The organism is Flavobacterium columnare (assembly GCF_014844295.1).
In the GTDB taxonomy this organism is placed as follows: Bacteria; Bacteroidota; Bacteroidia; order Flavobacteriales; family Flavobacteriaceae; genus Flavobacterium; species Flavobacterium columnare.
Genome location: NZ_CP054494.1, coordinates 2,795,276 through 2,807,456, shown reverse-complemented (window position 1 = coordinate 2,807,456; position 12,181 = coordinate 2,795,276). Strand labels below are relative to the sequence as shown.

Below are 12,181 nucleotides of genomic sequence, written 5' to 3'. Positions count from 1 at the left end.
CAGAATTACAAATATCAGATTAACCTTTGATTTTTACTTCTTTTCCTGTTCTAAAAATATGTTTCCATTCGGGATTGTATAAATACGAACGATTTTTTCTTGCTCCAATGGCTGCTCCAACAATTACTAAAGTTGTTAAGGTTAATTTGTTATCTCTAATTATTTGGGCTAATTCCGTAAGTTTTCCTACAAATACTCTTTCATCTTGCCACGTAACTCTATACAATACAGCCACTGGTGTATCTTCTGGATAATGTTCTAATAATTGTTCTTGAACGGATTTGGCAATGGTAGCACTTAAAAAAAGACACATGGTGGCTTGGTGTTTTGCCATTTCATTTAGTTTTTCATTTTTAGGAAGAGGCGTTTTCCCTTCTCCTCTAGTTAAAATAATACTTTGTACTACCTCAGGAATGGTAAATTCTGATTTTAGATAGGCGGCGGCGGCTTGAAAGGAAGAAATACCTGGAACAATGGAGTAATCAAACCCTTTTTCATCAAAAAGGGTCATTTGCTCTTGAATGGCACCATATATAGAAGGATCACCTGATTGTAAACGAATAATTAAATGACCTTTAACATAGTGTGTACTCATAATTTCTATTTGTTCTTCTAAAGTCATACTAGCTGAATTGCGTACAATAGCATTAGGCTTTGCATAATGTGTTAGTTCTGTAGGAATAAGACTTCCTGCGTATAAAATTAAATCAGCTTCTTCTAATAGTTCTTTTCCTTTTACAGAAATTAAATCAGCTGCTCCTGGACCTGCTCCTACAATTATAATTTCTGCTTTTCGTTGTGCTCTTTTATCTAATGCTAGAGCAATGGTGTGTTTTTTACCTGAGACTAGGTGTATTTTTTTCTTTTCTAAAATTAATTCATTGTTCTGTGCTAATAGCATTGCAGATGACTCTGCAACACTATAAACACCCAATTTGCTCATAACTATTTCTGAAGGATTTAGGGGTATTTTTGAATTCAATTCATCTGTAGTGAAAGTAATGAATGGAATTTCTAAGGTATTTGCTAAATCTATAAAGGCTGTTTCATCGTGTTTTACATCTAAAGAGCCTAATGATTTTATAGATTCTACAGCTATATTTTGTTCTTGTAATTGATTTTTAACGGATTTTTCTAATAAATGGAATTCAATTCCTCTAGAGCATCCCATTCCCATAGTAATAACGGGAGCATAATAATATAATGCTGGAATTGGCGCTTCATACACTGTATAAGTTACAGCTATTAGAAGTTCGTATTTAGAAAAGTCAATGGCATCGTAATGATAATAAATAGATACAAAATGAGGTTTGTTTTTTTCTAAAAAAGCACTGCCTTTATCTTTTATGTCTAATAATAATGCGGTAGGTTTATTATTAACAAATATAGAAATGATTTTATTCATTTCTATAGTACTTTTACTTTTCCAATTGTATTCTTTTGGTAAAGTATCTAGAGCCCAAATATTTTGCGCATCACTTGATGTTGTAATTATGGCTTGTGCTCCTATTACTTTAGAAAGATTATGCGTTAATGTATTTGCACCACCTAAATGTCCTGATAATACTGATTGCACAAATTTTCCTGCATCGTCTATATTAATAATAGCAGGATCTTTTATTTTATCTTGAATATAGGGTGCTATACTTCTTACACAAATTCCTAATGCTCCAATAAAAATAAAGGAATCAAATTTAAAAAAATTATTTTCTAAAAAAGTATGAATTGAGTCTATTTGCGTTATATCGTTATTCTTTCTAGTAGATACTAAAATTGATTTTTGAAACTCTTTTTGAATGATTAATCCAAGTTCAATACCTTTATCAGTACTTGCTATAATTGCTGTTTTATTCATTTCTTTTTTTTTCTGCTGTTAATATGGTAATTGGATTATGTGTATCTATCGTTATTTCTATTGGTTCTAATAAATCGTAATTTAAGTTTTTAACACTCTTTATAAAGCATTCTTTACTTTCTTTTTTTACGGCATTTATTACAATTCTTCCATTTAATAAAAGGTATTGATCTATTAATAGAATAAGTTCTTCTAATTTGTTTCCATGACCACCAATGAAAACGCTATCTGGAACAGGAAGTGTACTTAAATCTATTTCAAAAAAATCACCTATTATTTTAGTGATTCCTGGTGTGGAATGTTTTTTTGTATTGATATCAAAGATGGTACTGCATTCTTCTCGTTTTTCAAAGGCAATACTGTTTAAATGTGGAAATTGTGTTTTTGTTTCAATAGATACGGATCCTGTACAAAATCCTATATCCCAAAATGTTTTTTTATTGTGTAAATCTAATTGAGAAAGACTAATTAATCGTATAGGCATTTTGGTAATCATGTTGGGACGATTTTCTAAACCTATAAATTCAATATCTCTAATTCCAAATTTTTTTTGTTTTTCTTCTTTTTTTATAAGTAACAAACAATTTAGTACATCAAATGTTTTTTTTGTTGCTTCTATTAGACTTAAAGTGGTTATTTTTTCATTTTCTGCTTCCAATGCTTCTCCTATAATCATTTCATAGTTATTAAAATTGTAGTCGAGCATTCGTTGAGCTATTATACTTGGCGTTTTAATATGATCTGTTAAAACGCCTATTAGGCTTGATTGATTAATAAGTGCTATATCTAGTTCTTTCCATGAACGTCCATGAATTGAGGTATTAACTATATTTTGATATGGAATGGTTTTTTTTTGACATAATAGTTGTAAACTATTAAAGCTGGGGTATACTTTTATGGTTGCATTTGGATGATTTTTTTTTATAGTATTGGCAAAGCCATAAAATAAAGGATCTCCAGAGGCAAAAACAATTATGGGCTTATTTATTTTTTTGTATTGATCAAAAAGTAGAGGCATTTCTTTCGCAATTTCAATCCATTGATGATTAATTGGAAGTTTTTCTTTTATTAATTCATAGTGTCTTTTGCCTCCTGAAAAAACGTGATGTTCTTTTACTATTTTTTTTACTTCATCGCTTAGAATAAAATGAGGATTATTAGGAATTCCAATAACGTAATAATCTATAGTCGGCAATTGACAATTATGAGTATTAAATGGTAATGTAAAGGATAAATTATGAGTCATTTTATTATTTATTCATTATCAATTATTCTGACCACACTGTCTTTTTCTTTTCTTTTTTCCCATTTGATTAGCTCTAATTCTGGTTGAGTATAAAACTTATCTACATATCCTAAGCATAAATAAGCTACTAATTTATTTTCTTTAGGAACGTTTAAAATGGCTTTTACTTTTTCTTCATTTAAAATACTTACCCACCCCATTCCTATATTTAATGAACGAGCTGTAAGCCACATATTTTGAACAGCACACACTACACTATATAACCCCATTTTAGACATACTGGTCTGACCTAATACAGGCTTATCAGAAGGTTTGTAGAATACAGCTATATTTATAGGGGCTTCTATAATACCTTCTAATTTTAATTTTATATATTCTTTTTGTTTTTTGTCTTGAAAATGATCAATGGCCTTATGATTTTCCTCGTCAAAGCTTTGTTTTATTTTTTCTTTAACCGTTTTATTTTTTATAATTATAAACTCCCATGGTTGAGAAAAACCTACAGATGGAGCGTTTAATGCGGAGAATAATAACTTATCTAGTAAATCTTTTTCGATTGTCTTATTCAGGAAGTGGTTCCCTCTTACATCTCTTCTATTTAGAATAATTTCTTCTAATAGGTTGGCTTCTTCTTTACTAAATAGTTTTCCGCTTTTCATTTTAATTATTATTTATTGTATGAACTGTAAAAGCTGCATTTACAATACTTGCTGCCACATTACTACCTCCTTTACGTCCTCTAATAAGAACATAGGGAATAGCTGTTAAAGCTTGTAATTTTAGTTTTGATTCAATTACATTAACAAATCCTACGGGAACCCCAATTACGCCTACTGGAGTGCATTTTTTATCTAATATTTGTTCACACAATTCAAATAGTGCTGTAGGTGCATTACCAATAACATACAAAGCGTTAGGATGTTTTTTAAATGCTAGCCTAATTCCCGCTTGGCTACGTGTTATATTTTCTTTTTGAGCTAATGCTATTGCTTCAGGTTCGTTTAAATAACAAAGTACTTGGTTTTTGTATTTATTTGAGTATTCTTTGGTAATGCCCGACTGTACCATCGTAACATCGGTAATAATGGTTCCTCCCTTTTGGAGATAATTATTCCATTTTTTTATAGCGTCATTATTAGATATATAAAGATCTTCGTATTCAAAATCAGCGGTGGTGTGTATACAACGTATTACAGCCCATTTATCTTCTTCTGAAAGATTTGTTTTTTGTAAATGTTCTCTGATTTGACGGAAACTTTCATCCTGGATTTCTTGCCCTGTATGAGGTTTTCGGGCTAGATATCCTCTAGGTGTTATTAAAAAATTTTTGAATTGGTAGGTTTGTGAATTTCCTATCATTACAAGGGAAAACATGTCAACTACGTTGGTATCAAATGTATCTAAAGTAGTAATAATGATGTTTTCTTCAGGACGTGTAACTTGACGAATTATGGCAACTGGAGTTGAAGGATGACGATATTCTAGAAAAATTTCTTTAAAACGATTGAGCTGCCAAAAGCGTTTTTTACTTCTTGGATTGTATAGTGATGTAACAAAATCGCCCTTGGCGGCAGCATAAATCCTGTTTTCTATTGTAGTCCAAGGGGTCATTAAATCAGACAATGAAATACAACAAAAATCATGTCCTAGAGGTGCTCCTAATTTTCCTGCAGAAGCTATAAATGCGCTAATTCCTGGAATTGTTTGCAAATCTATTTCTTTATCTGTTTGCGTACTGGCGTATTGATAAACCAAGGATGCCATGGCATAAATGCCCGCATCTCCTGAACTTATTACAACTACATGTTTTCCTCTTTGACAAGCATTAACAGCTAATTCAGCTCGCGCTTCTTCTTCTGTTAATTCTTTTCCTATACATTCACAATTTTCTTTTAATAAATGTTCTATAAATTGAAAATAATACTGATAACCAATAACTACATCTGCATCAGCCAAAACATTTTGTGCAAAAGGCAAAATATACTCTTGACCACCAGGTCCGATACCTACTACGCTTAATTTCATTTTCTTTTTTTTATAATTAACAATGAGAAATAAGGTATCTCTCTGTTTTTAATATCATTTATATTAGAAGTAATATATTGTTGGGTAGTTCCTAATCGTTCGCCATATAAAACGGTTAGATGACTTTTTTCTAGAAAAGATATTAAATTATGAAGTACACTTCGTATTTTTATAAGTACGACTGTTTCATAGTCTTTTAGTATTTTTTCTAGCTCATTATTATTTTTTATTCTAGGGATAATGGCAATTTTTTCGTTTAATATGGCTAAAGGAGTTTGATATTCTGCAGTTCCTAATATAAAAGATGGAATTCCTGCAATAATTTCTACATCCAGTTGGTGTTTTTGAATATGCTCTAACAGATAAGCAAAGGTACTGTAAAACAAACTGTCTCCTTCGCTTACAAAGACAATTGTTAGTCCCTCGTTATAATCTTTTAGCATAGACTGAAAAGTAGTTGCGTAAGTTATTTCTGCTTGGGTTCTATCATCGGACATTTGTAGAAACATACCTACTAATTTATTTTCATCTAACTGATGGTATTTCAAAATAGGTAAAGAAAAACTTGTTTTTTTCCCGTTAGCTAATAAAGATCCTGGATAATAAATTTTATCGGCATGTTGAAGTACTTTTAAGCCTTTTATCGTAATTAGTTCTGGATCTCCAGGACCTAATGAAACGGCATATATTTTTCCTTTCTTCATTAATACTTTTTTCTATTTATCTTTAATTTTGTGTATTAAATTCCTAATATTTTTTTTAGGCTTGTAAGAATTGTTTTTTTTGTGACTATTTTTTCTTCTTCTTCAAATAGAATTCCTTTTACCGCTAAGTGATGTCCTATTTGTTCTTTTCCTACTTCGTTTTCAAAACCTATGATTTGTGTACGATATTTACATAACTGGCAGTTCATATTAGGATTTCCTTGTTCCGTTTCTATAATACGATCATCAATGGTTTGTAAAAGGAATTCGTCACATTCAAAAGAGGTTGTATAGCAAAATTCAGTATTTGATTTTTCTGCAAATTCTTCTATTTGATTATATATTTTTTTTAGTAAAACTCCTGTAAATAAAAAAACAGGTAATACTATAACGCGTTTAAAGGGTAAAGTATCTACCAAAGGTAAGGTATCTTTTAATAAAGGTTGTGTTACTCCTATATAGGTAGTTGTTGCAAAACCAAACCCCATACCTTCCCAAAGCATTCGGGTCATTTTGGCAATATCTGAATTGGCATCAGGATCAGCAGTACCCCTTCCTACCACTAATAGACAGGTTTCTTTTCGTTCTATAGTTGTTAGTTTAGCTTCAACTGTTTCTATTAATTTTTTAGAAAGTTGAAGTATTGAAGGGGTTATTCCAAAATGTTTTCCTAATCTAATTTTTAGATCGGGATACTGACTTTGAAGTGTATTCATTTCATAAGGAATATCATTTTTAGCATGACTTCCTGCAAAAAGAATCGCAGGAATAGCTATTATTTCACGAACTCCGTTAGTGTATAAACGTTCTACTGCTGCGGCATAAATAGGATGCGCAAATTCTAAAAAACCATAATCAACTTCATAATTTGGATAACGCAATTTCAAAAGACGTACTAATTCTTTAAATCCAGTAACTCCTTCTGGGTCTCTACTTCCGTGTCCACAAATTAGGATTCCTTTTTTAGCATTCATTGTCTTCTACTATTTTAATGGGATTATGATCTATAGGGAAAGCGTATTTTCCTACTATAAAAACTACAGGCATTGGAACTGTTTTTATTTCTAATTTTTTTTCCATTTCGTCTAGAGTTCCTGTAAAAATGGTTTCTTCTTTTTGGGATACTTTAGAAATGGCCGAAATATATAAGGTTTCGTTTGGGGTAATTCTTTTAAAAGTAATAATTACTTCTTTTAAATTTTTATATCCCATATACATGATGAGTGTCGTTCCTGTTTTGAGCATATTGGCTAACGCTTCTAACTGTTCAAAGTCGTATGTAGCGGTATGTCCTGTACAAAACAATACGGAATTGGTTTTGTTTCGTTCTGTAAGTGGAATATGTTGAGAGTTGGCTGCTGCAATTCCTGCTGTAACTCCAGGGATAATTTCAAAAGGAATTTTTTTTTGGGTTAAAAATCGGATTTCTTCTGCTACTCTTCCGTAAATAAAGGAATCGCCTGATTTTAGACGAACAATTTTTTTATCTTCTTTGGCATGTTGAAGAAAATATTCATGAATCGTATCTTGACGTTTCATGGCATCTTCTATATCTCCATACTTTCTGCCTACATATATTTTTTGTGCACTGGGAGAAGCTAAATCTAGAATTTCTGGTGATATTAAATTATCATATAAAACAACATCGGCATTTTGAATTCTTTTAACTGCTTTGACAGTAAGAAGGTCAGGATCTCCTGGTCCAGCACCTACAATGGTTATAGTAGTTTGTTTTTTGTATTCTGAATCCATATTCTATTCTTGATTTAACAGATCCAACGGATTGGGATATTTAAATTGATACCCCAATTTAGTTTTTAATTTGTCTGAATTTATAATTTTATATACTATTTTTTGGGTAATTGCAAATGTTGGTTTTTCTAATCCTATTTTCTCTGCGGCTAATTCATAATATTCTTTTCGTTTAGGGTGTAGATCTGCACTAGCATTGAATACATCGTTCCAAATTTCTTTATTTATAATAGTTTCAATAATATTAATACAATCGTCTTGATGAATTACATTTATAGGTGCTTCTCCATTTTCAACCTCTTTTTTACCAGCCAGAAAACGTCCTGGCATTCGATCATAACCTATTAATCCTGAAAAACGGATGATAGTGGTTTTAAACTTAATTTGATCTAAAAGCATTTTTTCTACTGTTAATAAAGCCTTTCCACTTTCTTTTTCGGGTGTTCCTGTCTCCTTTTCTGTTACTATCTTATTGGTATTAGGATAAACCGAGGTAGAACTAATTAAAAGTATTTTTTGTATCTTACTTTTGAGAATTTCAGGTATTAATTTTTCAAATTGTTTTGTATGATATGTAATAATATCAGCTCTTCTTTTGGGTGGAAAATTAATTATCAGAATATCTGAATCTAAAAAATCTGCTATGTCTTTTGCTTCAATGTGGGTATCAGTTATAGAAACCAAATAAGGTAAAATACCTTTTTCTTGCAATAAAGGTATTTTTTCAAGAGTGGTAGTAGATCCCTTTACCAAAAACCCTTTTTTTATAAGGCTTTCTGCTAAAGGCAATCCTAACCAACCGCAACCTAATAGACTTATTTTTTGCATTTTTGTTTTACTTTATTTGCTTTTTTGAACGAAGATACAAATCAAAATATAAAATAAGAATGATTCCTAAAAATCCTAAGCCTACTAAATTGTTTTCTAAATCGTTTAATTCCATAGTTGGTTTAAAAACAGTTGCTATTTTATAAATAGGAATGATAAAGCACATTATTGTAATCAATATATTTAGTTTAAAACGATGTTTTTGAATTTTCGTACGATCAAATGTTTTTAATAATTTACTTAATAAATAGGAATCAATTGTTCCTGTAAAAATAAGTCCTATAGAAAAAACAATTCCTCCTATAACTGAAAATAACCAGTGATTGGTACCTGAAATAGCTAAGCCAAAAGCAGCTATTTGGGAAGAGGTATCAAATATAAATCCAAAAACAATTCCTGTTATAAATACTGTAATGGGACTTACTTTTTTATCTAAAAATTTAGGTATTAAATATTTTTTAAGGCTCCAAGAATTGTTTTTTCGGGAATATATTAAAGAATTTATATTTCCTATTCCCATTAGTAATAATAAAAACATGGGCAACCAATTAAGAACCCAATCAACCCAAATAGGAACTTGAAAATTATTTTTTAAATAGCTTAAAATTAAAGCTATCAATGTTACCATTACGCCATGGCCTAAAGTAAATAGGGTTCCGACCCATCTAGACCATGTATTTTTATTTTCGTGCAAACGATAGGTATAATTGTCTATTACGGCAATATGATCTGGGTCTAAACCATGTCGTAAACCTAAAATAAGTAGGATTAGTAATGCAGATAAATTATTATTTAATAGTTCCATAATGGGCTAAAATTTAAAAGAAATAAGAAATACTTCCTTTTAGGAAAAAAGGTGTTCCAGGGGTGTTATGAAAATCTATGATTGGCTCTATTTCATTTTTTAATTGTGATTGATCATAAAATTGGGCTTCATCCCATTTTGTATTAAATATATTTTCGGTAGAAAGACTAATTTCGTATCGTGGTCTGGTATATCTAATAACTACATCTGCTATAGTATAAGGTTTAGAATATACTGAGCCATCTTCAATAGCAGGACGTTCTCCCATAAAACGGTAACGTAAACTAGCGTTGATCCCATTTTCTAGTTTTAAGGTTAATCCTCCTGTTGAGTTCCATCTAGTATATAAAGGAATTAGATTTTTTTCTTTTGGAGCTTCTCTTAAAAAGCTATAGGCATAATTTAGGTTTGTATCTGCCCATAAAAAATCTGTAAATTGAATTTTTAAAGAGGCATCTATTCCATATTTTCTACTTGATCCTAAATTTTCAAAACTTCCATCATCTGAAATAAATTTAAATTCTGAGCCACTATCTGTCCACCAAGCTGTAAAATTAAAAATAGACTTTTTATACAATTTCATTATAAAACCTAAATCAACACTTTCTGATTGTGGAACAGGATTCGTGGCAGTAGGATCTTTACTAACCGCTGTATGTGCATAGTTAGAATGAAAACCTATACCCCATTTTGCATATACTGAAAAATTAGAAGTTGGAGTAAAATGAATTTGTGCTTTAGGGTTAAAACGATAAACAGTCTTTTTGCCCGAATTGTTATCCTCTATTTTATTTTTTAAATAAAAATTGAAAAGTTCATTTCTAAAACCCAATTTAAGTGACCATTTAGGTGCAAATTGCCAATCTTCATCTAAATATAAACTATAATTTGTAATAGCTACGTCATCATTTGCGGCTTTGCTTAAAAATGCTCTTCGTAGAACATAATCTCTTCCTAATCCTAATATATCCGTTCGGGTGACGAATCCAACTTCTGATGATAATTTTGTTGAACTTATATTATCGAGTCTATTATATGTACTTTTTAATCCAAATAAGTCCCTTTTTTCCCATTGTAATATTTCATCTCCGTTGATAGGGTCATTCATAAAAAAAGTAAAGTTTGAAAACAAATCAAAAATATTTTTGGAATAATAAAACTGATTTTTCCATGATTGATTTTCCTTTAGTTTAGTATCTAAAATAACGTTTGTATTGAGTCTTGATGCTATTCCTCCTTCTGAATCATCTATAGCACCGTATCTAGATAAAGTACCTTTTTCTATAGCTCGTAATGGCAATTGTCCAGAAGCATTCCAAGTACTTGAAAAATAAGATCCTGATAGTATAAGTGTTGTTTTTGGGGTAAGTTGTGCGTTGTATCTTCCAAAAAAATTAAAACGTTTGAATTTTAATTTACTTTCAAAAAAACCATCGGTATAATTATACTCTGAGGCAAAATAAGCGTTGTCATTCCATTTAGAAACTAAGTGTTTTTGATCTAAAATTTGAAGCATCGTTAAAACCCTTTGTGTATTAAACAAGCCCGATTCTAGTTTTACTATATTATTTTCTAAACGGTATTTAGAATTAAATTGAGCAGCTCCTGCCACTGAAAAATCTCCAAGAGAGGCCTCATAAGGTCCTTTAAAAAAATTAACAGTACCAATGGTTTCTGGAATCATAAAGTGCATATCCGCATACCCTTGTCCATGTGCATGAGAAGGCATATTAGCGGGTATACCATCCATTTGAATAGAAAAGTCTGTTCCGTGATCGTTATCAATTCCTCTTACAAAAATTTGTTCCGCTTTTCCTCCACCTGCATGTTGTGCAATAAATAGCCCTGGAACGGCTCTAAGTAAATCTTGTGCTGATTTTATAGGTTGTAATTGTAAACTGATTTGATCTATTTTGTTTTCTTGTTTTTTGATTGATAAAGCAGAAATAACCAATTCTTCTAAGTTCATTACATTGTGTAATAAGGAAATATTTAGTGATTTTTGTTCGTCTTTTTTGAAATTTATTTTTGTAGTAAATACATTATAACCTATATGAGAAACGACAATTGTTTTTATTCCTTCTGAAGCGGATTGCAACTTATATACTCCATTTTCTTGTGATATAGTACTTTCGCCAGATTCTTTTATTTTTATTGTGGCTCCTTCTATTTTGGTTTGGTTCGTTGCGTCTATAATAAAACCGTTAATACTACTTTGTCCTTGTGTTTTTTGAAATAAAAATAGGAAAAGTAAAAAACAACTTAAATTAAACAATTTAGTTATGAAATTGCTTTTATTTTTTTGAGGTTTAAAATCATCTTTTGTACTATTTGAAGAAAAAAGTAACTGCTCTTTTATTAATGTATCTTTTAGAATATGAGTTGTTACAATTTTATTTGAAGTTTCGATATTCACTTCTTTATACCAAGTATTTTCAGGTTGGATATTTACAATGGGGCCTTTTTTACAAAATCCTTGACATTTCGTTCGAATGGTATGAATTTCATCATTTAGCTCGTATTGTGTCAGGCTTTTTCGAAGCGTTTTAATATTTTCTTCTGCTCCATTATCAGTACAACAAGTACCATTACATAAATAAATGATTTTTTTAATCTTTGATAGATCCTTTGACATGTTTGATTTTTTTTTCGTTAATAATCCCGTTAACTGATTATTAGCGACTTTAGAAAAAGGACGTGTGAAAGATGGGAAGCATTACATTCACCCGTCAGCCTTTACTCCGAAAGCCGCGAATCAATACAAAGGCAGGTCTTCTGACTTGTTTTAATTATAACGCCTTCCCATTTTACTTTTTAGATAAAAACAGTGGCATTTAGTTATAATCTTTTTAAAAACTTACAGCAGCGGGTACTGTTCCAGATTTACACTGGATTCCCTTTTAATTCATTTCCAAAATGAAAACAAAACCATTGCGGCACGAAAGTACAAAAAACTAATAGAGTTT

General features: G+C 30.6%; 10 protein-coding genes and 1 riboswitch. All 10 genes read right to left on the bottom strand.

What is annotated here, in order from left to right; genetic code table 11:
* Positions 1 to 19: 19 nt before the first annotated feature.
* Genes cobM through HUE53_RS12235 form a run of 10 tightly spaced genes read right to left on the bottom strand, consistent with a single transcriptional unit; the run spans position 20 to position 11,850 of the window.
* Positions 20 to 1,855 (bottom strand): precorrin-4 C(11)-methyltransferase, encoded by a 1,836-nt coding sequence (cobM, locus tag HUE53_RS12280; RefSeq protein ID WP_192188539.1) that lies wholly within the window; start codon positions 1,853 to 1,855, stop codon positions 20 to 22.
* Positions 1,848 to 3,101 carry a precorrin-6y C5,15-methyltransferase (decarboxylating) subunit CbiE gene (gene cbiE / locus HUE53_RS12275; protein ID WP_097609592.1) on the bottom strand — a complete coding sequence of 418 codons (1,254 nt, stop codon included), beginning with the start codon at positions 3,099 to 3,101 and terminating at the stop codon, positions 1,848 to 1,850. The genes cobM and cbiE overlap by 8 nt, the downstream gene beginning before the upstream one ends.
* Before the next feature lie 8 nt (positions 3,102 to 3,109).
* A complete protein-coding gene (bluB, locus tag HUE53_RS12270) occupies positions 3,110 to 3,760 on the bottom strand; it encodes a 5,6-dimethylbenzimidazole synthase (protein WP_014164615.1) in 651 nt (216 codons plus the stop codon).
* A 1-nt stretch (position 3,761) separates the two neighbouring features.
* Positions 3,762 to 5,126, bottom strand: a complete 1,365-nt coding sequence (gene cobJ / locus HUE53_RS12265; protein ID WP_097609593.1) for a precorrin-3B C(17)-methyltransferase — start codon at positions 5,124 to 5,126, stop codon at positions 3,762 to 3,764.
* A complete protein-coding gene (cobI, locus tag HUE53_RS12260; protein ID WP_107317795.1) occupies positions 5,123 to 5,830 on the bottom strand; it encodes a precorrin-2 C(20)-methyltransferase in 708 nt (235 codons plus the stop codon). The genes cobJ and cobI overlap by 4 nt, the downstream gene beginning before the upstream one ends.
* 35 nt (positions 5,831 to 5,865) lie before the next feature.
* Positions 5,866 to 6,804, bottom strand: coding sequence for a sirohydrochlorin chelatase (locus tag HUE53_RS12255; RefSeq protein ID WP_014164618.1), 939 nt, complete (start codon positions 6,802 to 6,804; stop codon positions 5,866 to 5,868).
* Positions 6,794 to 7,582 (bottom strand): uroporphyrinogen-III C-methyltransferase, encoded by a 789-nt coding sequence (gene cobA, locus HUE53_RS12250; RefSeq protein ID WP_065213574.1) that lies wholly within the window; start codon positions 7,580 to 7,582, stop codon positions 6,794 to 6,796. Before cobA ends, HUE53_RS12255 begins: the two co-directional genes overlap by 11 nt.
* 3 nt (positions 7,583 to 7,585) lie before the next feature.
* The gene (locus tag HUE53_RS12245) at positions 7,586 to 8,410 is read right to left on the bottom strand and encodes an SDR family oxidoreductase (protein ID WP_192188538.1); all 825 of its coding nucleotides are present in this window, start codon (positions 8,408 to 8,410) and stop codon (positions 7,586 to 7,588) included.
* A 7-nt stretch (positions 8,411 to 8,417) separates the two neighbouring features.
* Entirely contained in the window at positions 8,418 to 9,215 is a 798-nt protein-coding gene (locus HUE53_RS12240) for a HoxN/HupN/NixA family nickel/cobalt transporter (protein ID WP_077225254.1), read from the bottom strand.
* A gap of 13 nt (positions 9,216 to 9,228) precedes the next feature.
* Positions 9,229 to 11,850 (bottom strand): TonB-dependent receptor domain-containing protein, encoded by a 2,622-nt coding sequence (locus HUE53_RS12235; RefSeq protein WP_192188537.1) that lies wholly within the window; start codon positions 11,848 to 11,850, stop codon positions 9,229 to 9,231.
* Between the two features lie 113 nt (positions 11,851 to 11,963).
* A riboswitch (cobalamin riboswitch) is annotated at positions 11,964 to 12,163 on the bottom strand.
* Positions 12,164 to 12,181: the final 18 nt, after the last annotated feature.

Excerpts from the sequence above, each read along its gene's own strand:
- cobM (WP_192188539.1), bottom strand. The coding sequence starts at position 1,855 with ATGAATAAAACAGCAATTATAGCAAGTACTGATAAAGGTATTGAACTT.
- cbiE (WP_097609592.1), bottom strand. The coding sequence starts at position 3,101 with ATGACTCATAATTTATCCTTTACATTACCATTTAATACTCATAATTGT.
- bluB (WP_014164615.1), bottom strand. The coding sequence starts at position 3,760 with ATGAAAAGCGGAAAACTATTTAGTAAAGAAGAAGCCAACCTATTAGAA.
- cobJ (WP_097609593.1), bottom strand. The coding sequence starts at position 5,126 with ATGAAATTAAGCGTAGTAGGTATCGGACCTGGTGGTCAAGAGTATATT.
- cobI (WP_107317795.1), bottom strand. The coding sequence starts at position 5,830 with ATGAAGAAAGGAAAAATATATGCCGTTTCATTAGGTCCTGGAGATCCA.
- HUE53_RS12255 (WP_014164618.1), bottom strand. The coding sequence starts at position 6,804 with ATGAATGCTAAAAAAGGAATCCTAATTTGTGGACACGGAAGTAGAGAC.
- cobA (WP_065213574.1), bottom strand. The coding sequence starts at position 7,582 with ATGGATTCAGAATACAAAAAACAAACTACTATAACCATTGTAGGTGCT.
- HUE53_RS12245 (WP_192188538.1), bottom strand. The coding sequence starts at position 8,410 with ATGCAAAAAATAAGTCTATTAGGTTGCGGTTGGTTAGGATTGCCTTTA.
- HUE53_RS12240 (WP_077225254.1), bottom strand. The coding sequence starts at position 9,215 with ATGGAACTATTAAATAATAATTTATCTGCATTACTAATCCTACTTATT.
- HUE53_RS12235 (WP_192188537.1), bottom strand. The coding sequence starts at position 11,850 with ATGTCAAAGGATCTATCAAAGATTAAAAAAATCATTTATTTATGTAAT.